The 26,394-nt window shown below is 71.3% G+C and carries 27 protein-coding genes; 13 read left to right on the top strand and 14 right to left on the bottom strand.

The window, feature by feature from the left end; all coding sequences use genetic code 11:
- Positions 1 to 15 precede the first annotated feature (15 nt).
- From AC6H2I_RS18125 to AC6H2I_RS18095, 7 genes are all read right to left on the bottom strand, one after another.
- Positions 16 to 627: a 3-isopropylmalate dehydratase small subunit gene (locus tag AC6H2I_RS18125; RefSeq protein ID WP_497502083.1), complete on the bottom strand. Its 612-nt coding sequence runs from the start codon at positions 625 to 627 to the stop codon at positions 16 to 18.
- Positions 624 to 2,051 (bottom strand): 3-isopropylmalate dehydratase large subunit, encoded by a 1,428-nt coding sequence (locus AC6H2I_RS18120; RefSeq protein WP_497502082.1) that lies wholly within the window; start codon positions 2,049 to 2,051, stop codon positions 624 to 626. The genes AC6H2I_RS18125 and AC6H2I_RS18120 overlap by 4 nt, the downstream gene beginning before the upstream one ends.
- A 19-nt stretch (positions 2,052 to 2,070) precedes the next feature.
- Entirely contained in the window at positions 2,071 to 3,237 is a 1,167-nt protein-coding gene (locus AC6H2I_RS18115; protein ID WP_497502081.1) for an enolase C-terminal domain-like protein, read from the bottom strand.
- 46 nt (positions 3,238 to 3,283) lie between these two features.
- The gene (locus AC6H2I_RS18110) at positions 3,284 to 4,216 is read right to left on the bottom strand and encodes a ketopantoate reductase family protein (RefSeq protein ID WP_497502080.1); all 933 of its coding nucleotides are present in this window, start codon (positions 4,214 to 4,216) and stop codon (positions 3,284 to 3,286) included.
- Positions 4,213 to 5,733 (bottom strand): tripartite tricarboxylate transporter permease, encoded by a 1,521-nt coding sequence (locus tag AC6H2I_RS18105; protein ID WP_497502079.1) that lies wholly within the window; start codon positions 5,731 to 5,733, stop codon positions 4,213 to 4,215. Before AC6H2I_RS18105 ends, AC6H2I_RS18110 begins: the two co-directional genes overlap by 4 nt.
- A 43-nt stretch (positions 5,734 to 5,776) precedes the next feature.
- Positions 5,777 to 6,265 (bottom strand): tripartite tricarboxylate transporter TctB family protein, encoded by a 489-nt coding sequence (locus AC6H2I_RS18100; RefSeq protein ID WP_497502078.1) that lies wholly within the window; start codon positions 6,263 to 6,265, stop codon positions 5,777 to 5,779.
- Positions 6,266 to 6,339: 74 nt separating this feature from the next.
- On the bottom strand, positions 6,340 to 7,317 hold the full coding sequence (locus AC6H2I_RS18095) for a Bug family tripartite tricarboxylate transporter substrate binding protein (protein ID WP_497502077.1): 978 nt from the start codon (positions 7,315 to 7,317) through the stop codon (positions 6,340 to 6,342).
- A gap of 169 nt (positions 7,318 to 7,486) precedes the next feature.
- Here AC6H2I_RS18095 and AC6H2I_RS18090 point away from each other — a divergent pair, with 169 nt between their 5' ends.
- Positions 7,487 to 8,557: a LacI family DNA-binding transcriptional regulator gene (locus AC6H2I_RS18090; protein ID WP_497502076.1), complete on the top strand. Its 1,071-nt coding sequence runs from the start codon at positions 7,487 to 7,489 to the stop codon at positions 8,555 to 8,557.
- A 160-nt stretch (positions 8,558 to 8,717) separates the two neighbouring features.
- Here AC6H2I_RS18090 and AC6H2I_RS18085 read toward each other — a convergent pair whose 3' ends face one another.
- The 5 genes from AC6H2I_RS18085 to AC6H2I_RS18065 all read right to left on the bottom strand — a co-directional run bounded on the left by AC6H2I_RS18085 (position 8,718) and on the right by AC6H2I_RS18065 (position 13,005).
- Positions 8,718 to 10,325, bottom strand: a complete 1,608-nt coding sequence (locus AC6H2I_RS18085; protein ID WP_497502075.1) for a PepSY-associated TM helix domain-containing protein — start codon at positions 10,323 to 10,325, stop codon at positions 8,718 to 8,720.
- Positions 10,326 to 10,347: 22 nt separating this feature from the next.
- A complete protein-coding gene (locus AC6H2I_RS18080; protein ID WP_497502074.1) occupies positions 10,348 to 10,644 on the bottom strand; it encodes a hypothetical protein in 297 nt (98 codons plus the stop codon).
- Positions 10,641 to 10,925 (bottom strand): hypothetical protein, encoded by a 285-nt coding sequence (locus AC6H2I_RS18075; protein WP_497502073.1) that lies wholly within the window; start codon positions 10,923 to 10,925, stop codon positions 10,641 to 10,643. Before AC6H2I_RS18075 ends, AC6H2I_RS18080 begins: the two co-directional genes overlap by 4 nt.
- 223 nt (positions 10,926 to 11,148) lie before the next feature.
- Complete coding sequence (locus AC6H2I_RS18070) at positions 11,149 to 12,006, bottom strand: isocitrate lyase/PEP mutase family protein (RefSeq protein ID WP_497502072.1); 858 nt, start codon at positions 12,004 to 12,006, stop codon at positions 11,149 to 11,151.
- A 63-nt stretch (positions 12,007 to 12,069) separates the two neighbouring features.
- The gene (locus AC6H2I_RS18065; protein WP_497502071.1) at positions 12,070 to 13,005 is read right to left on the bottom strand and encodes a GlxA family transcriptional regulator; all 936 of its coding nucleotides are present in this window, start codon (positions 13,003 to 13,005) and stop codon (positions 12,070 to 12,072) included.
- Positions 13,006 to 13,187: 182 nt separating this feature from the next.
- Between AC6H2I_RS18065 and AC6H2I_RS18060 the strand changes: the two genes are divergently transcribed.
- Positions 13,188 to 13,598: a DUF3817 domain-containing protein gene (locus AC6H2I_RS18060; RefSeq protein WP_497502070.1), complete on the top strand. Its 411-nt coding sequence runs from the start codon at positions 13,188 to 13,190 to the stop codon at positions 13,596 to 13,598.
- The gene (locus AC6H2I_RS18055) at positions 13,595 to 14,017 is read left to right on the top strand and encodes a CopD family protein (RefSeq protein WP_497502069.1); all 423 of its coding nucleotides are present in this window, start codon (positions 13,595 to 13,597) and stop codon (positions 14,015 to 14,017) included. The genes AC6H2I_RS18060 and AC6H2I_RS18055 overlap by 4 nt, the downstream gene beginning before the upstream one ends.
- Positions 14,018 to 14,030: 13 nt before the next feature.
- Here the strand turns inward: AC6H2I_RS18055 and uvrB are convergent, their stop codons facing one another.
- Entirely contained in the window at positions 14,031 to 16,187 is a 2,157-nt protein-coding gene (gene uvrB / locus AC6H2I_RS18050; RefSeq protein WP_497502068.1) for an excinuclease ABC subunit UvrB, read from the bottom strand.
- A 136-nt stretch (positions 16,188 to 16,323) separates the two neighbouring features.
- Between uvrB and AC6H2I_RS18045 the strand changes: the two genes are divergently transcribed.
- Together AC6H2I_RS18045 and AC6H2I_RS18040 are read left to right on the top strand one after the other, a co-directional pair.
- On the top strand, positions 16,324 to 16,509 hold the full coding sequence (locus AC6H2I_RS18045) for a hypothetical protein (RefSeq protein WP_497502067.1): 186 nt from the start codon (positions 16,324 to 16,326) through the stop codon (positions 16,507 to 16,509).
- Positions 16,506 to 16,781, top strand: coding sequence for a type II toxin-antitoxin system RelE/ParE family toxin (locus tag AC6H2I_RS18040; RefSeq protein WP_497502066.1), 276 nt, complete (start codon positions 16,506 to 16,508; stop codon positions 16,779 to 16,781). The genes AC6H2I_RS18045 and AC6H2I_RS18040 overlap by 4 nt, the downstream gene beginning before the upstream one ends.
- A 12-nt stretch (positions 16,782 to 16,793) precedes the next feature.
- On the opposite strand, the gene AC6H2I_RS18035 is transcribed toward AC6H2I_RS18040, so the two are convergent.
- Positions 16,794 to 17,591, bottom strand: coding sequence for a M48 family metallopeptidase (locus AC6H2I_RS18035; protein WP_497502065.1), 798 nt, complete (start codon positions 17,589 to 17,591; stop codon positions 16,794 to 16,796).
- 144 nt (positions 17,592 to 17,735) lie between these two features.
- Here AC6H2I_RS18035 and AC6H2I_RS18030 point away from each other — a divergent pair, with 144 nt between their 5' ends.
- The 8 genes from AC6H2I_RS18030 (at position 17,736) to AC6H2I_RS17995 (ending at position 26,393) form a co-directional block, all read left to right on the top strand.
- Positions 17,736 to 19,190 (top strand): NADP-dependent isocitrate dehydrogenase, encoded by a 1,455-nt coding sequence (locus AC6H2I_RS18030; RefSeq protein WP_497502064.1) that lies wholly within the window; start codon positions 17,736 to 17,738, stop codon positions 19,188 to 19,190.
- 365 nt (positions 19,191 to 19,555) lie between these two features.
- On the top strand, positions 19,556 to 19,921 hold the full coding sequence (locus AC6H2I_RS18025; RefSeq protein WP_497502157.1) for a GcrA family cell cycle regulator: 366 nt from the start codon (positions 19,556 to 19,558) through the stop codon (positions 19,919 to 19,921).
- A 169-nt stretch (positions 19,922 to 20,090) separates the two neighbouring features.
- Positions 20,091 to 21,062 (top strand): sugar-binding transcriptional regulator, encoded by a 972-nt coding sequence (locus AC6H2I_RS18020; RefSeq protein WP_497502063.1) that lies wholly within the window; start codon positions 20,091 to 20,093, stop codon positions 21,060 to 21,062.
- A gap of 189 nt (positions 21,063 to 21,251) precedes the next feature.
- Complete coding sequence (locus AC6H2I_RS18015) at positions 21,252 to 22,589, top strand: ABC transporter substrate-binding protein (protein ID WP_497502062.1); 1,338 nt, start codon at positions 21,252 to 21,254, stop codon at positions 22,587 to 22,589.
- A 77-nt stretch (positions 22,590 to 22,666) separates the two neighbouring features.
- Entirely contained in the window at positions 22,667 to 23,590 is a 924-nt protein-coding gene (locus tag AC6H2I_RS18010; protein WP_497502061.1) for a carbohydrate ABC transporter permease, read from the top strand.
- A gap of 10 nt (positions 23,591 to 23,600) precedes the next feature.
- Positions 23,601 to 24,419 carry a carbohydrate ABC transporter permease gene (locus tag AC6H2I_RS18005; protein ID WP_497502060.1) on the top strand — a complete coding sequence of 273 codons (819 nt, stop codon included), beginning with the start codon at positions 23,601 to 23,603 and terminating at the stop codon, positions 24,417 to 24,419.
- Positions 24,420 to 24,447: 28 nt separating this feature from the next.
- Positions 24,448 to 25,602 carry an ABC transporter ATP-binding protein gene (locus AC6H2I_RS18000; RefSeq protein WP_497502059.1) on the top strand — a complete coding sequence of 385 codons (1,155 nt, stop codon included), beginning with the start codon at positions 24,448 to 24,450 and terminating at the stop codon, positions 25,600 to 25,602.
- A gap of 17 nt (positions 25,603 to 25,619) precedes the next feature.
- On the top strand, positions 25,620 to 26,393 hold the full coding sequence (locus tag AC6H2I_RS17995; protein ID WP_497502058.1) for an SDR family NAD(P)-dependent oxidoreductase: 774 nt from the start codon (positions 25,620 to 25,622) through the stop codon (positions 26,391 to 26,393).
- Position 26,394 lies beyond the last annotated feature (1 nt).

Raw genomic sequence — 26,394 nt, 5'->3', positions numbered from 1 at the left:
CCCGTCGGCCCGTCGTCATCCGGTCTGCGCCGGCGCCGGGGGAAGCGCCGCGAGGCGGGCCTCGATCGCCGCCCGTGCGCCGAGCAGCACGTTCAGGGAATCCCAGCTCCCGTCCAGCAGCCTCTGGCGACGCCCCTCGCTCAGCAGGAAGCGGAGGCGCCGGCCCCCCGCCGTGATCGCGCCGGACCGCAGGTCGGCGACGATCTCGGTGCCGGGATCGCGGGCGCACAGGTCCTGGAGCCATCGCCCGTCGGCGGCGGAGACCGGCAGGCACGGCAGACCGAGCGACAGGCAGTTGCCCGCGAAGATCTCGCCGAAGGATTGCCCGACAACCGCCCGGATGCCGAAGCGGCGCAGCCCCTGGGGCGCGTGCTCGCGCGACGAGCCGCAGCCGAAATTGCTGCCGACCAGCAGGATTGAGGCACCGGTGAACCGTGGGTCGTCGAACGGGTGCGGCGGACCCGCCGCCTCGCGGGCGGCCGCCCGCGCGCTTTCGAAGACGTACGCCTCCATGCCCCGGAAGGTCGTCATCTTCAAATAGCGGGACTCGATGATCTGGTCGGTGTCGACATCATCGCCCGGCAGCGGCAGGCCGCGTCCCCGCACCGTCTCGATCGCCTCGGTCATCGGCCCCGTCCTCCCTGGGCGTCATGGACCGTCGCCGCGTCGGTGATCTCGCCGGCGAGCGCGGCGGCGGCCACCATCACCGGCGACATGAGGTGGGTGCGGCCGGTCGGCGACCCCTGCCGGCCGCGGAAATTGCGGTTCGAGGATGACGCGCAGACCTGCGCGCCCATCAGTTTGTCGGCGTTCATGCCGCAGCACAGCGAACAGCCGGCGTCGCGGAACTCGAAACCGCGCTCGATGAACAGGCGGTCGAGCCCCAGCGCCACCGCCGCCTCACGCACCGCACGCGAGCCGGGGACGATCATGGCACGCACCCCCGGCGCCACCCGGCCGTCGGTGCCGCGCAGGAACGACGCGACGGCCTCGAGGTCGGAGAGGCGCCCGTTGGTGCAGGAGCCGATGAACGCGACGTCGATCCGGGTTCCCGTCACCGGGCGGCCCGGCTCGACGCCCATGAACGCCATGGCGGCCCGCCAGCCGCCGGCGTCCTCGCCGGCGCCGGCGGGGTCCGGGACGGGCGTGGCGACGGGCACGGACTGGTCCGGCGAGGTGCCCCAGGTCACCATGGGACGGATCTCCCCGGCGTCCAGGACCACCTCGTCATCCCACACCGCGTCGGGGTCGGACGCCACGCCCAGCCAACGCGCCACGGCCCCATCCCAGGCCGCCCCGGCGGGCGCGAAGGGCCGGCCGCGCAGATAGTCGACCGTCGTCCGGTCGGGGTTCACGTAGCCGCACCGGGCCCCCCCTTCCACCGCCATGTTGCACAGGGTCATCCGCTCCTCCATGGACAGGCGGGAAATCGCCGACCCGGCGAACTCGTGGGCGTAGCCGAGTCCCCCCTTGGCGCCGAGCCGGTGGATGACGTGCAGCGCCACGTCCTTGGCGAAGACGCCGGGCGGCAGGGTGCCCTCGACCACGATCCTCCGGACCTTCAGCTTCTCCATGATCAGGGTCTGGCTGGCCAGGACGTCGCGCACCTGGGAGGTGCCGATGCCGAAGGCGATCGCCCCGAACGCCCCATGGGTGGAGGTGTGGCTGTCGCCGCAGGCGATGACCATGCCGGGCTGGGTCAGGCCCTGTTCCGGGGCCACCACGTGGATGATCCCGTGCAGGCCCTTGACCGGATCGAAATAGGCGATGCCGTTGGCCCTGGCGTTGCTCCCGAGACGGCTGACCTGGGCCTCGCACAGGGCGTCGTCGAAGGCGAGCGCATCGCCGCCGGTCGACACCGAATGGTCCGCGCTGGCGAAGGTGCGCTCCGGATGGGCCACGCCCAACCCGCGCTCCGCCAGGTCCTCGAAGGCCTGCGGGCTGCTCACCTCGTTGACGAGATGCAGGTCGACGGCGAGCTGGTACTGCCCCTCCGTCACCGCGCGGACCACGTGGGCGTCGAAGACCTTGTCGTACAGCGTTCCCCGCATGATGCCCCCCTGTGGCCGGTCAGTTCACCAGATCGCGGATGGCCGCGGCGATGTCCGGCTTCTCCTCCAGCCCGAAGCCGGGGGCGTCGCTCGGCCGGACCGCGCCGTCGACGACCGGACAGGTGTCGGGATAGCCGCCGAACGGCCGGAAGACGCCGGGGTAGGCCTCACAGCCGCCGAGCCCCAAGGCGGCGGCGATGTGCAGGTTGATGAGGTGACCACCGTGCGGGAACATCTGCGTGCGGCTGAACCCCCGCCCTTCCAGCAGCGCGACCATGCGGGCGTACTCGGTCAGCCCGTAGCTGAGGCCGGCGTCCATCTGGAAGATGTCGCGTCCGGCGCGCATCCCGCCGAAATTCAGCAGGTTGCGCACGTCCTGGCAGGAGAACAGGTTTTCGCCGGTGGCAATGGCGCCGTCGTAATGGTGGGCGATCGCCTGGTTCATCGCGAAGTCCAGCGGGTCGCCGGCCTCCTCGTACCAGCGCAAACCGTACCCCGCGATCCGGCGCCCGAAGGCGAGGCCCTCGGGCAGGGCGAAGCGCCCGTTGGCGTCCACCGCCACGCGCGCACCCGACCCGGCGAGCGCGATCGCCTCCTCGATGCGGGCCATGTCGTCCCCTTCCGAAGCGCCGCCCACCTTGATCTTGAACGCATCGAAACCGAGGTCGCGGTACCCCTCCAGCTCGTCGCGAAGCGACCGGCCGCTGCCAGGTGCGCCGTAGTAGCCGCCGGCGGCGTAGACGGCGACGGGCGACACCTCGGCCGGACGCCCATGCGCCTCGGCGATGACCGCGTAGGCGGGTCGGTCGGCGAGCTTGGCGTTGAGGTCCCAGACCGCCAGTTCCAGCGCGGCGACGGCGGAGGCGCGATCGCCGTGGCCGCCCGGCTTCTCGTTCCGCATGGCGACGGCGAACACCTTGGCCGGATCGAAGCCCGTCCCGTCGTCGTTCAGCAGGCTGTCCGGCGCCGCAGCGAGAACGCGGGGCCGGACCCGGTCCAACAGGATGCCCCGCTGGGCGTACCGGCCGATCGAATTGAATCCGATCCCGACGACCGGACGTCCGTTCCGCACGACGTCGCTGACGACCGCGACGAGCGAGACGTCATGATCGTCGAACGACACGACCGCGTTGGAGATCGCGCCCTCGAGCTTCACGCTGCGGGTCGCGATGTCGACTATCTTCACGCTGGCACTCCTGAAAAGGCTGTTCGCTCGGGCGGCGGGGCGGAAATCAGGACCTGGGGGCGGCGATGGTCCGCTCCCTGATCCGCACGAGCCGGGTCAGCGTCCCGTTGACGGGCGCCTCGATCCCCGCCTTTGCGGCCTCCCGCGGAATCGCGCCGTTGATGTAGTCGATCTCGCTCAGCCGCCCGGCCTCGTGGTCGAGCAGCATGGACGGCTTGGCCGCCGGCATCCGGCCGGCGAAGGCGCGCACGTGGGCGACGGGATCGGGAATGTCGATGGCGATGCCGCGCGCCCGGGCGACGGCCGCCGCCTCCAGCGCGGCGGCACGGCTGACGGGCCCGAGGTCGGGATCGTCCATCGCCTCGCCCACCGTCAGCCCGGTCAGCGCGCACGGCGCGCTGTAGGCCACGTTGCAGATCAGCTTGTCCCACTGCATCGCGGCGATGTCGCGGGCCGCCTCGGTGCGGAACCCGGCCGCGTTCCACACCGCGACGGCCCGTTCCACCTCGGCGTACGCGAGGCCGGCATAGGCGCCCATGCGGATCACCTGCATGCCGTTGTGGTGGGCCCGCCCCGGACCGGTGAGGGCGGCACCGAAGCCGCCGGCGATGCCGACGATGAGCCGGTGCGGGTCGATCACGCCCGCCACGTCATCGGCCGCGCCGAGCCCGTTCTGGATGGTGACCACCAGCGTCCCGGGACCGACCAGCGTCGCCGCCGCGGCCGCCGCGGCGCCCGCAGCGGCGGATTTGACGGCGAGGATCAGCATGCCCGCCGTCTCGCCGTCCGGAACCGCCGCGAACGCCCGGATGCGGACGTTCCGGTGGCCGGAGGCGCCGTCGACGACCAGGCCGTCGCGGTTGATGGCCTCCACATGGGCGGCCCAGGGATCGACCACCAGGACCTCGTTGCCGGCGTCGGCCAACAGGCCGGCGTAGACCGAGCCCATGGCGCCACATCCGATGATTGCGATCTTCATGCTTCGAGTCTCCCGGTGCGGCGGAGCTCGCGCAGCGCCCGCCGTGCCATGGTCAGAAGGCTGAGGGCCAGCAGCGCCAGCAGCACCAGCGACACCGGCCGCTGCAGGAATATCTCCGGGCTGACGCTGCCGAAGGTCTGGTAGGTCCGCAGGAGTTCCGCATCGAGGATCGGCCCGAGCACGATGCCGAGAACCACCGCGATCAGCGGATAGCCGAACCGGCGCAAGACGATGCCGAGGGCGGCGAAGACCGCCATCAGGGCGACGTCGAACATCTGCAGATGCACGGCGTAGGTGCCGGCAAGGGAGAAGATCGAGATGACGGGGATCAACACGCTGGTCGGGATGCGCACGATCTTGGCCGCCCAGAACGAGACCAGCAGCCCGGCGCCGACCAGACAGACCGAGGTGATGAACTGGGCCAGCATCACGCCGTAGACCAGCTGCGGCTGCTCCATGAAGAGGCGGGGGCCGGGAATCAAACCCTGCAGCATGAGGGCGCCGATCAGCACCGCGGTGGCGAGCCCGCCGGGAATTCCCAGGGCCAGCATCAGCGCCAGGGCCCCCCCTTCCGACGCGTTGTTGGCCGACTCCGCGCTGATCAGCCCTTCGGGCGCGCCCTTGCCGAACGCCTCAGGCGTGGCCGAGGCCCGCTTCGCCTCGTTGTAGCTGACGACGCTGGCGATCGTCGCGCCCGCCCCCGGCAGGGCGCCGATCAGCACGCCGAGGCCACAGGAGCGCAGCAGCGCCACCGGATAGGTGAAGGTGGTCCGCACCCCGCGGAACATCTGGGCCCAGGCGGAGCCGGCGGGCTCCGCCACCATCGGGCCCGAGCCGGTCACGTGGGACTTCTGAAGCATGTAGAAGAGCTCGGAGAAGCCGATCAGCCCGATCAGCGCCGGGATGATCGCGATCCCGTCCATCAGCTCGAAAAAGCCGAAGGTGCCGCGGACGGCGCCGGTCGAGGACATGCCCGTGGTGCTGACCAGCACGCCGAACATGCCGGCGATCATCGCCTTGATGAAGCTCTTGTCGAGCGAGGCGATGATGGTGATGCCGAGGACGCCGACCAGGAAGCGCTCGGGCGGCCCGAACTTCAGGGCGAACAGGACGATGACCGGCATCACCAGGATGAGGAAGAAGGAGCCGATGAGGTTGCCCGTCGCCGAGGCCGCCACGGAGGTGCCGAGCGCCTCGTAGGCCCGGCCCCGGCAGGTCATGGGATGACCGTCGAGACCGGTCATGATGGCCTGGGGGGATCCGGGGATGTTCAGCAGGATCGACGAGATCGAGGCGCCGAAATTCCCGCCGGCGTAGATCGCCGTCAGGAACACGATGGCGACGAGCGGCGGCATGGGGAAGGTCAGCGGCAGCATCACGCTGATGGCGAGCGGCGTGCTGAAGCCGGGGATCGCGCCGGTGATGATGCCGAAGAACAGCCCGGCGAGGAGCATCAGCAGGAGATGCCAATGCATGAGCAGAGACGCCCCGGCGAGGATGGAACCGAGATCGAGCATGATGTTTCCTACAGATCCGTGGATCAGCCGCGCGGCGCCCGCTTCAGATCAGCAGCCCGGTCGGCAGCGGCAGGCCGAGGTAGTGCTCCATGCCGATCCAGATCAGCCCGATGAGCCCGGTCGGCGTCAGCAGCAGCACCGGCAGCGACCGGACGCCGAGCACCAGCAGCAGCAGGAAGGTGTAGGTCACCGTCGAGACGACGAAGCCCAGCACGAAGATCGCCCAGATGCACCCGCCCGTCAGGACGAGAAAGGCCAGCGACCTCGGCAGGTCGAGAGGCTGCGCCGGCTCCTCCCCGGCAGCCCCCCCTCGTCCCGCCCGGACGGCCTCCACCAGGCGGACGACGCCGAAGGCGATGCAGCAGACCAGCAGAAGCCAATACACCGGCCCGATCAGGAGAAGGTTCGTATCGGGCCGCGGCAGGCTGGCGACGCTCACATAGTATTGCGTCGCATAGCCGAGCAGCAAAGCGGGGACGATCAGGTGACCCACGAATTGAGCCCACGGGTTCGGAGTCTTGGGGCTGGACATGGAGACCTCGATGGCCGGAGGTTGCCGTCCTGGCCCAAGGCGACCGGGGCCGGGGGACGACAGGCAGGACGCGTCTATTTGTTGGAAAGGGCGTCCTTGAAGCGCACCACGACCTTGTCCATGGACTTGGCCAGCACCTCCGACACCTCGGGGCCGATATAGCCGGAGATCACGCCGGTGCCGGTGGACTGCAGATAGGCCTGGTATTCCTCGCTCCCGAAGGTCAGCTGGTAGGTCGCGACCATTCTGGCGAAGTCCGACGGGTGCTCCTTCGCGAATGCCGCGTGAACGGCCACGAAGCGGCTGTCGCCGATCTGGGGAATGTCGAGACCGGGATAGGCCGTGGCGATCGGGACCGCCTTGTCCAGGCCGGGAAAGGGCGCGGGCGAGGCGACGGCGAGCACCTTGGCCTGGTCGCCCAGCGACAGGTCGCCGAAGGCACCGGAAATGGTGACGTCGCTGTGGTCGCCCAGCATGTTGGTGCGCAGCTCGCCACCGCTGTTGAAGGTCACGACACGGACGTCGAGGTCCAGCTCCTGCAAAAGGGCAAGACCGAACAGCGACGTGCCGCCACCGAGGATCATCGCCACCGACAGTTGGCCGGGCTTCGCGCGGGCCTCCGTCACGAAGTCGTCGAGGGAGTTGAAGCGCGAATTCGCACTGACCACCACGTCGCCGAAGTCGCGTTGCTCGATGTTGATGAACGCGAAGTCGTCGAGACTGAAATCGGCGCCCTGCACGACGGTGTTGATGCTGAGCGTCGGCTGGATCCCGACGAACAGCGTGTAGCCGTCGGACGGGGCGTTGAGGAACGTCTTGGCGCCGAGCAGACCGCTGGCGCCCGGCCGGTTCTCGACGATGATCGAAACCCCGTTCAGGTTCTTTTCCCAGTACTGGGCCAGGCCGCGCGCGAAGCGGTCGATCGAACCACCGGCGCCGAAGGGCACGATCATGGTGATGTTCTTTTCCGGCCAGCTCTTGGCGGTGGCCGGGCCGGTGAGGGACATGATGCCGAGGGCCGCCGCAACGGCCACCGTCTTCCATCCTGACATTCTGGTTTCCTCCCTTTCCGCAGGGGCGCTCTCCGCCCGCATCGAGGCCGCGGCGCGGAAAAATGGATCATGCACACGTGTGCATTGCCATCGAATACCAATGTCCGGTAAACTGTGTCAAGACAAAAGCAGTTGAGGATACGAACGTGTCGGACGAGGACGCCGGGCCATGACGGGGAAACGCGGCGGCGGTGGGCCCGTCACGATCAAGGACATCGCCCAGGCGCTCGGCGTCTCCCACGCCACGGTGTCGCGGGCGCTTGGCGATTCGCCGTTGATCAGCCAGGCGACCAAGGAGCGCATCCGGACCATGGCGGCGGACATGGGCTATGTCCCCGATGCCGCCGCGCGGGTGATGCGCGGCGGTGCCTCGAACCTCGTCGGTTTCATCCTTCCCGACGTGCAGAACCATTTCTACAGCGCGATGGCCAAGGTTCTTGCCGAAGAGGTGTCCGCCGCGGGGCTGCAGCTGGTTCTCGCCATATCCGGCGACGATCCCCGGCAGGAATTGCGGCACGTCAAGGAGCTGCGCCGGGCCCGGGCACGGGGCATCGTCATCACGCCGGTCGCCACGATGCTCGGCGAAACCTCGGCCCTGCTCCGCGAGATGCGGGTGGTGCAGCTTGTCCGGGCCCATCCGGACATCGCGGCCGACGTGATCGCCGCCCAGGACGCCGAGGCGACCCGCCTTTCCACCGAACACCTCCTCGCGCTGGGGCACCGGCGCATCGCCTATCTGGGAGGCGGAACGGAGACGCTGAGCACAGGCACCAACCGGCTTGCGGGGTATCTCGGGGCGATGGCCGCGGTCGACGGCGCGGTGTCCTGCCAACGGCTCATCCCGCCGCACCCGGAAAACGGCTATCGCGCGTCGATGGAGCTGTTGGGCGGCAGCCCTCCCCCGACCGGGCTGGTGATCGGCAGCTCCCAGCTGACGATCGGCGTTCTGCGGGCGATCCGCGAACTCCGCCTCACCGTCCCCGAGGACGTGTCGCTGGTGAGCTACGACGACCCCGGCTGGCACGAGCTCTGGGGCCCGGGCATCACCACGATCGAGTTTCCGATCCGGGCGATGGCCCATTTCGCCGCGCGCAAGATCCACCTTCCCGACGCCGGTTCCGCCGACGCCGAGGCTGTCGAAGACGGCCGGGTCTCGATCGGTCACACGGCGAACGGGCGATGCTACGCCTTCCCCGTCCGCCTTCGCGAACGCGGCAGTTGCGCGGTCCTCAAGCGCTGAACGCCCGCCGGGCCGCCGCGGCCGCACCCGATGCTCCCCCCGGGTCCCTGCGGGGTCGGCGCGGGTGGACACCGGTGCCGTGGGCAGCAGGAGCGTGCGGGGCGCCGCAAGGGCTGGCCGCGCACGGGTCCTGGCGGCCCGCGTCGCCGGAGGCGCCGGATCATCCCCCGTACTCCGCCACCGGACGCGGGCGGGCGGACCACACGCTGTCGCGCGGGCCCGCCGTCGCCCGCCGCCCCGCGGCCCGCGCCATCCAGGCGAACGCCAGGGCGCCGGCCAGAGCCGCAGCGTCCACCCCCCATTGCGCGGACACCCACGGACCGACCCCGGGCGCCGCCCATCCCACCAGGGTGGTGCCGGGAATGGCCGCGGTGGCGGCCGCCGCGGCCCACAGCAGTTCGCCCCCGGCCCGCGCCGCGCCCCGCACGACGGCCCAGGCGCAGGCGCCCAGAAACGCCGCATAGTAGACCGTCCACAGCCAAGCGTTCAGATCGGCCACCGCTCCGTGCAGCCATTTCGCGGCGGCGATCGCCGATGACAGCCCCACCACGCAGCCCAGGCACACGCCCACGGTGCCGGCCGCCAGCAGGGTGGTGGACAGGCTCTGCACCACCGGGCGGTCGGCGTGGCGCTCGCGGCGGCGGCGCGATTCGATCCACAGGAGGTTGCCGGAGTAGAAGAGGAAGGCGCCGGACAGGCCGAGCAGGAAATAGGCCCAGCGCACCGGCTCGCCGCCGAACGTGCCGAAATGCAGGGCGAAGAAGGCCGAGGTCGAGGCGGTCCACGGCCCCTGGTGCCCGCCAAGATAGGCGTCGTCGATCACAGCACCGGTCACGGCGGACAGGGTGACGAAACTGGCATGGCGCACCAGGTGGCGCGGGTCGTGGCCCCACACCCGGACCTGCGCGCTCCGGGTGCCCGGCCGGACGTACTGGATGCCGTAGGGCCGCATGCCCGGTTCCAGGGCGCGGACCCGGTCGAGCAGCGCGGCCGCCGGCAGCATGGGTGCCGGGGTCGGGTCGGGGGCCGCCCGCATCCCCGGACTGCTGGCGCGCAGGATCTCGCCCATGCGCCCCTCGTACACCACCGCGTCCTGCACATCGTAGAAATGGTCGTGCAGGCCGAACACGACGGCGGTGAGGGCGATCACCACATGGAACGGCAGGCTGAGGATGCCCAGCGCGTTGTGGGCGTCCAGCCACATGCGCTTCAGGTTGCGGCCGACGCGCAGGGCGAAGAGGTCCTTGACCAGGGACGGCAGCAGGACGATCACCCCGGACACCAGCGCCACCACGTAGAGCGCGCTGGCGATGCCGGTGACGGTGGTTCCCAGTTCGGGATCGCCGGGCAGGCCGACGGTGCGGTGGACATCGTCCATCAGTTGGCCCAGGCCGGCGTGGCGCACCGGCTCCAGCGCCACCGTGCCGTCCCGCCCCAGCGTCGCCCCCCACGGCGCCGGCTCCGTGCGGGTGGCGCCCCAGGTCAGCCGCAGCGGCCGTTCCCCATCGCCTCCGGCCGGCGGCGTCCCGAGTTCCAGCGTGAAGCCGTCCCTCGCGTCGGCCCGGGTGGACAGCGTGCCGGCGATGAGGGCATCCGCCGCCGCCAGGTCCATCGGTGCCAGTGCCGCGGGGGGCGAAATCCACCGCTCCAGCGGCTCCTCGAACATGGTCAGCGCCCCGGCATAGAAGGCGACGAACAGCACGAGCCCCGTCAGGATGCCGGTCCAGGTGTGAACCGCTTTGTAGACGCGGATGACATCGGTGCGCATGGACGGGACCCCAGGACGGTGATCAGCGCAGGAGCGCACGGCAGGCGTACAGCGCCGCGTACGCCACGAGGTTGGCACCGCCCAGCCACATCCAGCAGCGCAGGCCGCTGTGGAACAGGAAGCTGAAGCTGGCGATCCCGAGCCACAGGGGCGCCAGCAGCCACATGGTGAACTGGTACTTGTTGGGAGCGCCGATGCCGCCCGGCCCGGCCCACGCGAATAGGCCGCAAAGCGCCAGCGCCAGGGTGAATCCCAGCACCGCACCGCCGATGCTCTTGCTCCACCAGTCCGGGCGGATCGGCGCCCTGGCCGCCGTCACGGCGCCCGCCCGGCCAGCACGCCCGTCGCCGTCGCCGCAAAGGGCAACGCCGTGAGCAGGACCATCGCCATGGTCAGTGTGATGAACACGGCCGTCGCCGGATGCGCCAGCCCGGTCCACACCACAAGCGCCAGGGCGAACAATCCGCCGCCGGCCAGCCGCGCAGCCGCGGCCGGCCACGGCCGCGCCCGCCACCGCTGGCGCGGGGCCGAGAGGTAGAGGGCCAGCGCCCCGGCCGTGACGAACAGGAGGGCGGCAAGATGTGCGAGGGTCGTTTCCATCGGCGCGGTTCCAACGGCGGGCACCAATCGCCCCATGTGTGCCATGGGATTGCCGAGGATTGCAATTGCAAATCACTCTCACCTTCGCGGCCCACGCCGGCCCCGCCGGCTGTCTCAAGGGAGCCGGCCCCGCCGGCTGTCTCAAGGGAACCGGCCCCGCCGGCTGTCTCAAGGGAACCGGCCGCGCTGGCCGCCCCTAAGGCGCCGGCACCGCCGGCGTCCGTCACTGCGCCGGCACCGCCGGCGCGGCGAACGCCGCCTGCAGGGAGGCGAACGGCTCCGCCTGGCGCAGCTCCTCGAAGGTCCCATAGTCCCGCATCTCGTTCGCCGCCCTCAGGAACGCGCCGAGCGCGGCCCGCGCCAGCGCCGAGCCGACGCTGATGCGGCGCACGCCGGCAGCGGCGAGGTCGTCCACCGTGGCGAAGGTGCCGGCCAGGCCGACCACCACGTTGACCGGCTTGCCGACGCTGCGGCACACCCGGGCGATCGCCCCGAGGTCCGGCAGACCGGGAGCGTACAGGACGTCGGCGCCGGCCTGGGCGTAAGCCTGCAGGCGCTCCAGCGTGTCGTCGAGGTCGCCGCACCCGACCAGGAAGTTCTCCGCCCGCGCCGTGACCGTGAAGGGGAACGGCAGCGCGCGCGCCGCCTCCACCGCGGCGGCCACCCGCTCCGCCGCCAGCGTGCGGTCGTAGAGGGGAGCGTCCGGCCGCCCCGTCGCGTCCTCGATCGAACCGCCGACGACGCCGGCGTCGCCGGCCAGGCGGATGGTCAGGGCCACCTCCTCGGGCGAATCGCCGAACCCGTTCTCCAGATCGGCGGAGACCGGCAGGTCGACCGCGGCGGCGATCGCGGCGGCGTGGGCGATGGTCGCCTCCCGCGTCATCCCGGCCCCGCCGTCCGGACGCCCCAGGGAGAACGCCAGCCCGGCGCTGGTGGTGGCGAGCGCGGGAAATCCCATGGCCTGGAGCAGGCGCGCCGTGCCGACGTCCCACGGGTTGGGAAGGATGAAAGGGCGGTCGCCCAGGTGAAGGGCGCGGAACGCCAGGCCCTTGGCCACGCGGGCGTCTGTCGGGCTCGGCATCGCTGGGCGCTCCCTTCCGCTGGCGGATGACCATGGGACAGTACCCATGTGTTCACCCACGGTTCAAGCCTTGGGCGCGAACGACCGGCGGTACGCCGTCGGGGTGACCCCGACCACACGGGCGAATCGGCTGCGGAAGGTCGCCGCCGTCTCGAACCCTGTGCGCGTGGCGATCGCCTCGATCGAGAGCCGCGTCCGCTCCAGCAGCGCCTGGGCCCGGCGCACCCGGGCGGCGAGCAGCCATTGCAGGGGCGTCGTCCCGGTCTGCTGGCGGAAGTGGCGGGCGAAGCTGCGCGCGCTCATGGCGGCGCGCCCGGCCATGGCATCGACGGACACCGCCTCATGCAGATTCTCCAGGAGCCACGCCAACAGCGGTTCGAGGCTGGCCGGCGACGCCGCGGGCTCCTGGGTGATGAACTGGGCCTGCCCCCCTTCGCGCGCCAGCGGCATCACCGCGAGGCGCGCCGCCGCCGCCGCGACGGCGACCCCGAGATCGCGGCGGACCAGATGCAGGCAGAGGTCGAGCCCGGCGGCGGCACCGGCCGAGGTGAGGATGCGTCCATGGTCCACGAACAGCACCGTCGGGTCGACCCGCAGCCGCGGGTGACGCGCGGCCAGCGCCTGCGCCGCCATCCAGTGGGTGGTCACGGTGAGCCCGTCGAGCAGGCCGGCGGCGGCCAGCACGAAGGTGCCGGAGCAGATGGAGGCGACCCGGCTGCCGCGGTCCGCTGCCGTCCGCAGGGCGGCCAGCACCGCCTCGGAGACCGGGGCGTCGATGTCGTCGACCCCCGGCACGATCACCGTGTCCGCCCCGGCCAGCGCGTCGAGCCCGCAGGGCACCTCCAGCGTGACATGGGCGGTGGCGACGCGGCGGGTTTCGCCGCACACCCGCACCCGGTAGGGCCACCCGCCCGCTGCGGCCCGGCCGAAAACCTCGCAGGGGATCGCCAGGTCGAACGGCACGACGCCCGGCAGGGCGAGGACGGCGATGTCGTGCATGGCGTGGGCTCCCCGGTCGCGGCGCCGGTCGCGGCGCTGCCGATCCCTACTCCGGAGTCGTGGCAGGATTCCAGCGGAGATTGGCATTTCCGCCACTCGCGCCGCCGGCATCCCGCGGCCAGGATCGCCACCGGCCGGCACGCCCCGGCCCTGCCCTCCGCGTCCCCAGGGAGACCCATGCGATGCCGCCGCCGTCCCGCCCCGTGCCGTCCGCACCGGTGCGCCAACCCGCCGATCCAGCGCCGGTGCGGCGCCAACCCGCCGATCCGGCGCCGGTGCGGCGCCAACCCGCCGATCCGGCGCCGGTGCGGCGCCTGCGCGCCCTCGCGGCGGTGGAAGGCACGACCCTGGTCGCCCTGCTGTTCCTGGCCGTTCCTCTCAAGCACCTGGGCGGCTGGGCCGATGGCGTCGCGGTTCTCGGTCCGGTTCACGGGCTCGCCGTCCTGGCCTATGTCTGGGCGGTGGCCGACACCGTGTCGGGCGGCGGCTGGTCGCGGCGCGACACGGTGCGGTTGTTGCTGGGCGCCGTGGTTCCGTTCGGCGGCTTCGCCACCCTGGGGCTGCTGCGCCGGCGCGCCGGGATGCGGCCATGAGCGCCGCCGATCTCTACCCCTGGCTGAAGGCCCTGCACGTCGCCGCGGCCATCGGGTTCGTGGGCGGCGTGCTGGCCGCCGCGGTTCTGCTGCCGGCGCTGTGGGGCGCCACGCCGGCCCCCTGCCGGCAGCCGCTGGCCCGGCACCTCCACGCCTGGCACCGCCGGGCCACCACCGCCTGCATGCTGGCGGTGTGGGGGCTCGGCCTGGCCCTGGCGACGCAGGGCGGCTGGTTCGGCCAGCCCTGGCTCACCGCGAAGCTGGTCCTGGTGGTGGCGCTGTCGGCCCTGCACGGGGTGCAGTCCGGGGCGCTGCGGCGGCTGGCCGGCGGCGGCGGCGTCCCGGCCGTCGCGCGCTGGCGGCTGGCTCCCGCCGCCTTGGCGCTCGCCGCGGCGATCGCCGTCCTGGCGGTGGCCTGACCGGCCGCGCCGGTCACGGCCCCTTGCGCCGCCGCCCCGCCGGCTTGCCGGACTTGCGCCTGGGGTTGTCGCCGCCCTCGGGCACGCCGCGGCCGAGGCGGTTGGTGGAGATGCCGATGCTGCCCTGCCCCTCGATGCCGAGGTCCAGGTTCTCGAGGCGGCGGATCTCGTCGCGCAGCCGCGCCGCCTCCTCGAACTCCAGGTCGGCGGCGGCGGTGCGCATCCGCTTCTCCAGGTCGGCGATCACCGATTTCAGGTTGTGGCCCACCAGATTGCCGGCCCCAGTGTCGACGGTGACGCGGTCGCCGCGCTCGAACACGCTCTCCAGGATGTCGCCGATCTTCTTGCGCACGGATTCCGGGGTGATGCCGTGCTCGGCGTTGTACGCCTCCTGCTTCTCGCGGCGGCGCGCCGTCTCGTCGATGGCGTACTGCATGCTGGCGGTCACCTTGTCGGCGTAGAGGATCGCCCGGCCGTCCAGATTGCGCGCGGCCCGGCCGATGGTCTGGATCAGCGAGGTCCGGGAGCGCAGATAGCCCTCCTTGTCGGCGTCGAGGATGGCGACCAGCGCACATTCCGGGATGTCCAGCCCCTCGCGCAGCAGGTTGATGCCGATCAGCACGTCGAAGGCGCCCAGGCGCAGGTCGCGGATGATCTCGATGCGCTCCAGCGTCTCCACGTCGGAGTGGATGTAGCGCACGCGCAGCCCGGCCTCGTGCATGTATTCGGTCAGCGCCTCGGCCATCTTCTTGGTCAGGGTGGTCACCAGCACGCGGTGGCCCTTGGCCGTCACCTCCTTGCACTCGGCGATGAGGTCGTCGACCTGGGTCTCGGTCGGGCGGACGATCACCTCGGGGTCGATCAGCCCGGTGGGCCGCACCACCTGCTCGGTGAACACGCCGCCCGTCCGCTCCAACTCCCAATGGCCGGGGGTGGCGGAGACGAACACGGTCTGGGGCCGCATCGCCTCCCACTCCTCGAACTTGAGCGGCCGGTTGTCGCTGCAGGACGGCAGCCGGAACCCGTACTCGGACAGGGTCGACTTGCGCATGAAGTCGCCGCGGTACATGCCGCCGATCTGCGGCACCATGACGTGGCTCTCGTCGACGATCAGCAGGCTGTCCGGCGGCAGGTACTCGAACAGAGTCGGCGGCGGCTCGCCGGGCGCGCGGCCGGTGAGGTAGCGGCTGTAGTTCTCGATGCCGGCGCACGCCCCGGTCGCCGCCATCATCTCGATGTCGAAGGTCGTGCGCTGCTCCAGCCGCTGCGCCTCCAGGAACCTGCCGCCGGCGGCGAACTCGTCCAGGCGGACCTTCAGCTCCCGCTTGATCTGCTCGATCGCCTGGTTCAGCGTCGGCTTGGGCGTGACGTAGTGGCTGTTGGGGTAGACGCGCACGGCGTCGAGCGCGGCCAGCTTCTCGCCGGTCAGCGGATCGATCTCGTGGATCGCCTCGATCTCGTCGCCGAACAGGGAGATCCGCCAGGAGCGGTCCTCCATGTGGGCGGGAAACAGCTCGATGGTGTCGCCGCGCACCCGGAAGACGCCGCGGCCGAAGGCGACGTCGTTGCGCTTGTACTGCAGTTCGGTCAGCGCGCGCAGCAGGTCGGGCTGGCGGATCACCTGGCCCTTGCGCAGGTCCACCGTCATCTCCGAGTAGGTTTCCACCGAGCCGATGCCGTAGATGCACGACACCGACGCCACGATGATGACGTCGTCGCGCTCCAGCAGCGCCCGCGTCGCCGAGTGGCGCATGCGGTCGATCTGCTCGTTGATCGACGATTCCTTCTCGATGTAGGTGTCGGTGCGCGGCACGTAGGCTTCCGGCTGGTAGTAGTCGTAGTACGAGACGAAATATTCGACGGCGTTGTTGGGGAAGAATCCCTTCATCTCGCCGTAGAGCTGCGCCGCCAAAGTCTTGTTGGGGGCGAGCACCAGGGTGGGCTTCTGGACCCGCTGGATGAGGTGGGCGATGGTGAAGGTCTTGCCCGAACCGGTGACGCCCAGCAGCACCTGGTCCTTCTCGCCGCCGCTGACGCCCTCGGTCAGCTCGTCGATGGCCCGGGGCTGGTCGCCGGCCGGCTCGAAGTCCGACACGATCGTGAACGCCCTTCCCGCTTCCAGCTTGGCCAGCGGACGGTGGGGGATGGCGGACAGGACGGGATGGGCCATGATGGGGGCTTTTCCGGCTGGACGGAGGGAACGGTACGGAACGGGAACCGATTATATGGCGGGTCGCCGCCGCCGTGTCGAGCGTGCACGGGCACGGCCCTTGCCGGCCCCCGTGCCGCGGCCTACTCTGTATCCCATGAGCGATCCGGCCACCCCGATTCCCTTCGATCCCTTCGCGCCCGACGAAGACGCCGAGGCGCGTGCCGACGAGCAGGCCGAGGCCGACGTGGCCGCCGGCCGGGTGGTTCCGCACGAGGAGGTCGTGCGCTGGCTTGAATCCTGGGGCACGCCGGCCGAATTGCCGCGGCCGCGTCCCAAGTGAATGTGCGATGGGCGGACGCCGCCATCGAGGATCTTGTGGGCATCCGCAGATACATCGCTCAATTCAACCCAGGCGCTGCGCGCAGATTGGCGGCCGCCCTCATCGACGCCGGAAACGGCTTGGCCGCCTTCCCGGAGCGCGGCCGGCCGGTCGGCCATGGCCGACGGGAGCTGACCACCGTTCCCCCCTATGTGATCCGCTACCGGGTCCAGGAGGGCGCCCTCGTGGTGCTGCGCGTCCGCCACGGACGGCGCCGGCCGCTGCCGCCGTGAGGCCCCGCCGCCTTACCGCTCCGCATACGCCTCCAGCGCCTGGGGCATCAGCCGCTCCAGCGCTGCGATCCGGTCCTCCGGACCCGGGTGGGTCGACATGAAGACCGGCGGGCGCGGACCCGAACCGGACATGTTGCGCCAGAAGGTGATGGCCTCGCGCGGGTCGTAGCCGGCCCGCGCCATCATGGTGAGGCCGAGCCGGTCGGCCTCCAGCTCCTGGTTGCGCGAATAGGGCAGGATCAGGCCGTACTGTGCGCCGGTGCCCAGCACGGCGGCAAGCTGCTGCCCCCCGGTGACGCCGCTGGCCCCCAGCACGGAGCCGACCACGCCGACCCCGACCTCGGTGGCGAGCTGGGTGCTGGCCCGCTCCGCCGCGTGGGCCTCCAGATTGTGGGCGATCTCGTGGCCGATGACGGCGGCGAGCTGGGCGTCGGTCCGGGCGTAGCGGAACAGCCCCTCGTAGACGCCGATCTTCTGGCCCGGCAGGGCGAAGGCGTTGGCCTGGTCGTCCTCGAACACCCGGACCTCCCACGCCGCCGGGTCCATCCCGGCGGCGCGCAGCAGCTTGGCCGACACCGTCTCGGCACGGCGGCGCAGGGAGGCGTCGTCGGACGCCGGCGTCTCCGCCACCAGGCGCTGCCACTCCTGCTGGCCGGCACCAGCCAGCTGGTCCTGCGAGACCAGGTTGACCCCCAGGCCGGTCGCCCCGTCGGCGCACGCACCGAGCGCCAGGCAGCCCGACAGGGCGGCCGCCAGTGTGCAGGACCGGGTCCGCCCCGGGCGTCGGGTTCGGGGTGTCTCGGTCGGCATGTCGTCTCCATCGCTCTCGGGTCCCGCCCCGACAACGGCCGGGCGGTCCCGCGGTTCCAGAGGCGCCGCCGCGTGCGGACGGCACCGCATTGAATCCCGCCGCCGGCGGGACTAGGGTCGGGGACCGTTCCCGGAGCCCGCACCATGCCGCCCAGCGATCCCGTCCCGCCCGTCCCCATCACCGTCGCCGGCGGCGACGGCGTCGGCCCGGAGGTGCTGGACGCCGTGCTGTCGGTGCTCGACCGGGCCGGCGCGCGCCTCGCCGCCGAGGCGGTGACGGCCGGGGAGGCGGCGTACCGGCGCGGCTGCGAGAGCGGGCTGGAGCCCGCCGGCTGGGCGTCGGTGCAGCGCACCGGGGTGTTCCTCAAGGGGCCGGTCACCACCCCCCACGGCGCCGGCCTGCGCTCGCTCAACGTGGTGGCGCGCACCCGGCTCGGCCTGTTCGCCAACGTCCGGCCCTGCGTCTCCTACCATCCCTATGTGCGCACCCGCCATCCCCGCATGGATGTGGTGATCGTCCGCGAGAACGAGGAGGACCTGTACGCCGGGATCGAGCACCGCCAGACCGACGACGTGATCCAGTCGGTCAAGCTGATTTCCCGCCCCGGCTCCGAGCGCATCATCCGCTACGCCTTCGAGTACGCCCGCACCAACCACCGCCAGAAGGTGACGGCGTTCGTGAAGGACAACATCATGAAGCTGACGGACGGGCTGTTCCTGCGCATCTTCCACGAGGTCGCGGCGGAATACCCGGAGATCAGGGCCGACCACCTGATCGTCGACATCGGCGCCGCCCGCCTCGCCGACCAGCCCGAGCGCTTCGACGTCATCGTCACCCTGAACCTCTACGGCGACATCGTCTCCGACATCGCCGCCCAGGTCACCGGCTCGGTCGGGCTGGCCGGATCGGCCAACGTCGGCGAGCGCTACGCCCTGTTCGAGGCGCTGCACGGCTCCGCCCCGGCCATCGCCGGGCAGGGGGTGGCCAACCCGTCCGGCCTGCTGATGGCGGCGGTGATGATGCTGGTCCACATCGGCCAGGGCGCGGTGGCGGCCCGCGTCCACAACGCCTGGCTTCGCACCATCGAGGACGGCGTGCACACCGCCGACCTGTTCTCCCGCGGGCTCAGCCGCTACCGGGTCGGCACCCAGGCCTTCGCCGAGGCGGTGGTGGAGCGCCTGGGCGCGGTCCCGACCACCCTGCCGACGGTCGGCTACGCCAGCGGCCGCGTCGCCCCGGGGGCGGTGGTGCGGCCGTCGCCCCGCAAGCCGGCGGCCAAGACGCTGGTCGGCGTCGACGTGTTCGTCCACTGGAGCGGCGAGCGGCCGCACGAACTGGCGGCCCGGGTCGAGCCGCTGGGCGGGGCGACGCTGCGCCTGACCGGCCTGTTCAACCGCAGCCAGTCGGTGTGGCCGGAACCCAACGCCGCCGTGCTGTGCACCGACCACTGGCGCTGCCGCTTCCTGGCCCGGGCCGGCACGCTGGCCCACCGCGACATCGTCGACCTGCTGGCCCGCTTCGCCCTGGCCGGGCTGGACTTCATCCAGACCGAGAACCTCTGCGACTTCGACGGCAAGCCCGGCTTTTCCGGAACCTGACGCCGCGGCCGGCCCGCGGCGCAATCGGAGGGCACGCGGCCGCCCCCGGACTCGCCCCGCGCGAGTCCCCGCCCGCCCACCCACTCCTTTGCCGTATCAACGCCTTATCGGTCCATTGCGGGACTCGCAGCGGGCGATGTCCCATGGACACGCTGTGGCAAATCGGCTTCGCCCGCGCCCGATCTGCCCTTGCGGGGCGACTTATGCACAGAAAGTTCGCCGCAACCCTCTATCCCTGGAAGCGTCCATCTGGTAGCGTCTTCACCGACTGGCAACAAAATGTTGCGGTTTATGGAAAACAGGGTGGCCCGCCGAACGGCAAGAATGCCAGCCGGGCCCAGGGGACCGGACCAGTGGAGACAGGCATGAGTTGGACGGACGAGCGGGTTCAACAGCTTAAGGACCTGTGGGCGCAGGGTTTGAGCGCGAGCGAAATCGCCGACACGCTGGGTGACATCACCCGCAACGCAGTGATCGGCAAGGCCCATCGTCTCGGCCTGTCGGGTCGCCCTTCGCCGATCAAGAAGAAGCCGTCGCGGGGCGCCACCATCCTCAGCCTGACCGAGCGCATGTGCAAATGGCCGGTGGGCGATCCCAAGCACCAGGATTTCCACTTCTGCGGCAAGACCTCGGCGACCGGCCTGCCCTACTGCATCGAGCACGCCGCCATCGCCTACCAGCCGAGCAACAGCAAGAAGCGCGACGAAGAGCGCAGCGTCGGCGCCGCCTGAGCCGCCGCGGGTTCCTCGCCTTCTGGCCGGTCGTCGCCGGGCCGCCCCACTGCGGCGGCTCTGCCGCCGGCCCCCTCCGGGGGGTGCGGGCGCGCGGACGGTCCGGCTTGCCCCGTCGCCCGGTGCATGGGCACTATGAGGGCACCGTGACGTCCTGTGGTGCCGATCCTTGGCGAGACATCCCTCCGATACCGAGGAGCGCAAGCTCGACCTGGCGGCGCGGGCCGCGTGGCTCTATTACATCCGCCGCCGCACCCAGGACGAGATCGCGAGCGTCCTCAACGTGTCGCGCCAGAACGCGCAACGCCTGGTGGCCCTGGCCCTGTCCGAAGGGCTGATCAAGTTCCGCATCGACCACCCCATCCTCGCCTGCGCCGAGCTGGCCGACCGGCTGAGCGAGCGCTACGGCCTGCGCTTCTGCGAGGTGGTCCCGACGGACCCGGCGGCGCCCGACGACACCGCCGGGGTGGCCATCGCCGTCGCCACCCGGATCGAGGCGCACCTCGCGCCCAAGGAGCCGGTGACCCTGGCCCTGGGCACCGGCCGCACCCTGTCGGCGGCGATCGCCCAGGTGCCGGCCATGGACCGGCCGCGCCACCGCATCGTCTCCCTGGTCGGCAACCTCACCCGCGACGGCCGGGCCAGCCCGTACGACGTGGTGATGCGCCTGGCCGACCGCGCCCACGCCGAGTGCTATCCCCTGCCCCTGCCGGTGGTGGCCGACAGCGTCGAGGAGCGGCGGACGCTGCAGGCCCAGCGCTCCTTCCCCAAGGTGGGGGCGCTGGTGGCCGAGGCCGACGCCGTGTTCGTCGGCATCGGCGGCATCGGCCCCGGCATGCCGCTGCACGCCGACGGCTTCATCACCGACGCGGAGCTGGCCGAGCTGATGGCCGCCGGCGCGGTCGGCGAGATCGTCGGCTGGGCCTTCGACGCCGCGGGCCGGCTGGTGGAGGGCGCCTCCAACAGCCGCCTCACCGGCCATCCCCTGCCCGACCCGGCGTCCCGCCCGGTGATCGTGGCGGGCGCCGGTGCTGCCAAGCTGGCCCCCCTGCGCGCCGCCCTGTCCGGCGGCCTGGCCAGCGGGGTCATCACCGACGAGGCGACCGCGGCCGCCCTGCTGGACGCCGTCTCCACCACCTGAACGGTGCGCCACCCCGCCGGCGCCCGGGCGGCGGCACGCGACGACGACATCATCGACCGCATTGGCGGCGCGCGGGCGACGGTGCGCGCGCTGGCGGCCACACTAACTGTTGACGCACCAAACAGATCGGTTCATCTTTTGCCCGACGCGTGAGCAAATGCCCAACAAGCCCACCGTGGGAGGAAACCGATGACCAAGACGCTTCTGGCCGGCGCCGCCGCCGCCGCCCTGCTGACCGCGGCGTCCGCGGCCGTGTTGACCGCCGCATCCGCGGCCCAGGCGCAGACCCGCCTCACCATCGCCACCGTGAACAACGGCGACATGATCGTCATGCAGCGCCTCTCCTCGCACTTCGAGGAGCGGCACCCCGACATCGACCTGGACTGGGTGGTGCTGGAGGAGAACGTGCTGCGCCAGCGGGTGACGACGGACATCGCCACCAACGGCGGCCAGTTCGACGTGATGACCATCGGCACCTACGAGGTGCCGATCTGGGCCAAGCAGAACTGGCTGAAGCCGATGGACAACCTGCCCGCCGGCTACGACGTGGAGGACGTGCTGCCGCCGATCCGCGAGGCGCTCTCCTACGACGACACGCTCTACGCCCTGCCGTTCTACGGCGAGAGCTCCATGACCTTCTACCGCAAGGACCTGTTCGAGCAGGCCGGGCTGACCATGCCCAAGCAGCCGAGCTACGACCAGGTGGTGGAGTTCGCGGCCAAGCTGCACGACCCCGCCAACCAGCAATACGGCATCTGCCTGCGCGGCAAGCCCGGCTGGGGCGAGAACATGGCGCTGCTGAGCACCATGGTGAACACCCATGGCGGGCGCTGGTTCGACATGGAGTGGAACCCGACCATCGACACGCCCGAATGGAAGGCGGCGCTCGGCACCTATCTCGACCTGCTGAAGAATTACGGCCCGCCGGGCGCCACCAGCAACGGCTTCAACGAGAACCTGGCGCTGTTCGCCAACGGCCAGTGCGCCATGTGGATCGACGCCACCGTGGCCGCCGGCATGGTCTACAACCCCGCCCAATCGCGGGTGGCCGACAAGGTGGCGTTCGCCCAGGCGCCGGTCGCCTCCTGGCCCAAGGGCAACGGCTGGCTGTGGGCCTGGACGCTGGGCATCCCGGCGTCCTCGCAGAAGGTCGAGGCGGCGCGCCAGTTCGTCACCTGGGCCACCTCCAAGGAGTACGTCGAGCTGGTCGCCCAGAAGGAGGGCTGGATCTCCGCCCCGCCGGGCACCCGCGCCTCCACCTACGCCCGCACCGAGTACCAGGAGGTCGCCCCCTTCGCCGGCTTCGTGCTCGACGCGATCCAGGCGGCCGACCCGGTGAAGACCACCCGCGACCCCAAGCCCTACACCGGCATCCAGTACGCCACCATTCCGGAGTTCCAGGCCATCGGCACCCAGGTCGGGCAGATCATCGCCTCCGCCCTGGCCGGGCAGGTGTCGGCCGACGAGGCGCTCGCGCGCGCCCAGGCGACGACCGAACGCACCATGCGGCAGGCCGGCTACCGCTGATCGCGGCCGCCGTCCCCGACACCGCCGGCGGGATCGTCCCGCCGGCCGCCGCCGCCCCTTCCCGGAGGCTGCCCGCCATGTCCTCGTCCGCGACCTTCGACGTCGCCCCGGCCGCCGGCGCCCCGGCCGGCCGGCCGGCGCGACGCCCCTTCAAGACCCTGCCGTTCCTCGCCCCCTCGGTCGTCCTGCTGCTGCTGTGGATGATCGTCCCGCTGGCCATGACGCTCTACTTCTCGTTCATCCGCTACAACCTGCTGAATCCGGCGCTGGGCGGCTTCGCCGGCTTCGACAATTACGAGTTCCTGCTGACCGACCCCGCCCTGTGGACCGCGCTCGCCAACACGCTGCTGCTGGTGGGCTGGGTGCTGGTCCTCACGGTCGGCCTGGGGACGCTGCTGGCGGTGCTGTTCGACCAGGACTTCCCCGGCCGCGGCATCGCCCGGCTGCTGGTCATCGCACCCTTCTTCGTGATGCCCACGGTCAGCGCGCTGATCTGGAAGAACCTGATGATGCACCCGATCAACGGCGTCATCAGCTCGCTGCTGCGCGGCGTCGGGGTCACCCCGGTCGACTGGTTCGCCGCGTACCCGCTGACGGCGGTGGTCATCATCGTCGCCTGGCAGTGGCTGCCCTTCGCCCTGCTGATCCTGCTGACCGCCATCCAGTCCCTCGACCACGAGCAGCGGGAGGCGGCGCGCATGGACGGGGCCGGGCCGGTCTCCATGTTCGTCTTCATCATCCTGCCCCACCTCAGCCGGGCGATCGGCGTGGTGGTGATGATCGAGACCATCTTCCTCCTCACCGTCTTCGCCGAGATCCTGGTGACGACCTCGGGCGGGCCGGGGCTGGCGACCACCAACCTGGCCTTCCTCATCTACATGCGCGCGCTGCTGGAATTCGACGTGGGCGGGGCCTCGGCCGGCGGCGTCATCGCCATCGTCCTGGCCAACGTCGTCGCCTTCTTCCTGGTGCGCGCCATCGCCCGCAACCTGGCGACCTGAGGAGGCGGTCATGGAAAACCCACGCACCCGTGCGCTCTGCGCCGTCGCCGGCTGGAGCGTGGCGCTGGTCATGTTCTTCCCGATCTTCTGGATGCTGATCACCGGCTTCAAGACCGAGGTGGACGCCATCGCCACGCCGCCCAGCGTGATCTTCGCGCCCACCCTGGAGAACTACGCCGAGGTCCACCAGCGCGCCGACTATCTGAAATACGCCGGCAACAGCGTCATCATCTCGGTGGCCGGCACCCTGCTGGCCATCGCCCTGGCGGTCCCCGCCGCCTACTCCATGGCCTTCTTCCCGACCAAGCGGACCAAGCAGACCCTGCTGTGGATGCTGTCCACCAAGATGCTGCCGCCGGTCGGCGTGCTGGTGCCGATCTACCTGCTGGCCCGCGACACCGGGCTGCTCGACAGCCGCAGCGGCCTGGTCATCGTCTACACCCTGATCAACCTGCCGATCGCGGTGTGGATGCTCTACACCTTCTTCAAGGAGGTGCCGCACGAGATCCTCGAGGCCGGCCGCATGGACGGCGCCCGGCCGCAGCAGGAGCTGACCCACCTGCTGCTGCCGCTGGCGGTGCCGGGAATCGCCTCCACGGCCCTGCTGCTGCTGATCATGTGCTGGAACGAGGCGTTCTGGAGCCTCAACCTCACGGCCGCCAACGCCGCCCCGCTGACCGCCTTCATCGCGTCCTTCTCCAGCCCCGAGGGGCTGTTCTGGGCGAAGCTGTCGGCCGCCTCGACCATGGCCATCGCGCCGATCCTGGTGCTGGGCTGGTTCAGCCAGCGCCAGCTCGTGCGCGGCCTGACCTTCGGCGCCGTGAAATGACGAACCCAACGCAAGGGAGGACACGGCCATGGCCGACGTGACGTTGCGCGACGTGCGCAAGGACTACGGCAGCTTCGAGGCCATCAAGGGCGTCAGCCTGGACATCCACGACCGTGAGTTCGTGGTGTTCGTCGGCCCCTCGGGCTGCGGCAAGTCGACCCTGCTGCGCATGATCGCGGGGCTGGAGAGCATCACCGGCGGCGACCTCGAGATCGACGGCGCCCGGGTGAACGAGGTCGGCCCCGCCGACCGCGGCCTGGCCATGGTGTTCCAGAGCTACGCCCTCTACCCGCACATGACGGTGGCCGACAACATGGCGTTCAGCCTGCGCCTGGCCGGCGTGCCGCGCGCCGAGCGCGAGCGCAAGGTGCGCCAGGTGGCCGGCATCCTGCAACTGGAGCCGCTCCTGCACCGCAAGCCCAAGGAGCTGTCGGGCGGCCAGCGCCAGCGCGTCGCCATCGGCCGTGCCATCGTCCGCCAGCCCAAGGTGTTCCTGTTCGACGAACCCCTGTCCAACCTCGACGCCGCCCTGCGGGTCAAGATGCGCATCGAGCTGGCCAAGCTGCACGAGAGCCTGGACGCCACGATGATCTACGTCACCCATGACCAGGTCGAGGCGATGACCATGGCCGACAAGATCGTCGTGCTGCAGGGCGGGGTGATCGAGCAGGTGGGCAGCCCGCTGGACCTCTACCACCATCCCCGCAACCTCTTCGTGGCGGGCTTCATCGGCTCGCCCACCATGAACCTGCTGCCGGCGACCGTGGCGGCGGTGACGCCGGGCAGCGTGACCGCGCGCCTCGCCACCGGCGCCCTGGTCACCGTCCCGGCCCGCCCCGGCGCGCTCACCGCCGGCGCGCCGGTCACCCTGGGGGCGCGGCCCGAGCACCTGACCCTTGCCGGGACTGGGGCGGCGGGCGGCACCGGCGGCCGCGCCTCCGGCGTGGTGGTCGTGGCCGAGCGGCTGGGCGGCCTGACCTTCCTCCACGTCGAGGCCGGCCCGCAGACGACCATCGTCGCGCAGGTCGACGGGGACCAGCCGGTCCACGTCCACGACCGCGTCGACGTGTGCTTCGACGGCAGCAAGTGCCACCTCTTCGGCAGCGATGGGCTGGCCCTGGAGCGGGTCGAGCGCCACCCCCTGGCCGACCTCGGCCGAACCCCGCGCACCGTCGCCCACTGATCCCCCGGGAGGACCCCATGTACCTGGAGAAATACGACCTGAAGGGCCGCACCGCCCTGGTGACCGGCGGCGGCCGCAACATCGGCCTGGCCTGCGTCCAGGCGCTGGCCGAGGCCGGCGCCCGCCCGGTGATCGCCGACCTCACCGAGGAGCTGGTGGAGGCCGGCCGCCGCGAGCTCGCCGACAAGGGCTTCGCCGCGGAGGGGCTGGTGCTCGACGTCACCGACCCCGACGCCGTCACCGCCGCCGCCGACCGCACCAACCGGGAGTTCGGCGCGGTCGACATCCTGGTGTGCAACGCCGGCATCGCCCGCAGCGACGTCCCCGCCGAGGAGGTGACCGACGAGCACTGGCGCAATGTCATCGACATCAACCTCAACGGCGTGTTCTGGTCGTGCCGGGCCTTCGGCGGGCACATGCTGGGCCGCGGCCGCGGCGCCATCGTCAACGTCGGGTCGATGTCGGGCTTCATCGTCAACAAGCCGCAGCCGCAGAGCTACTACAACGCCTCCAAGGCGGCGGTGCACCACCTCACCCGCTCGCTGGCGGCGGAGTGGGGCGAGCGCGGGGTGCGCGTGAACGCGGTGGCGCCGACCTACATCGAGACCTCGCTGACCCGTTTCGGCATGGAGGACCCGCGGATGTACCCGGTGTGGCTCGAGAACACGCCGATGCGGCGGGTCGGCCAGCCCGACGAGATCGCCTCGGTGGTGCTGTTCCTCGCCTCCGACGCGGCCAGCCTGATGACCGGCAGCATCGTGCTGGCCGACGCCGGCTACACCTGCTGGTAGG

This window comes from Azospirillum sp. NS33, assembly GCF_059703765.1.
The sequence above is the reverse complement of the archived record's forward strand: the minus strand, read 5'-3'. Positions and strand labels throughout refer to the sequence as shown.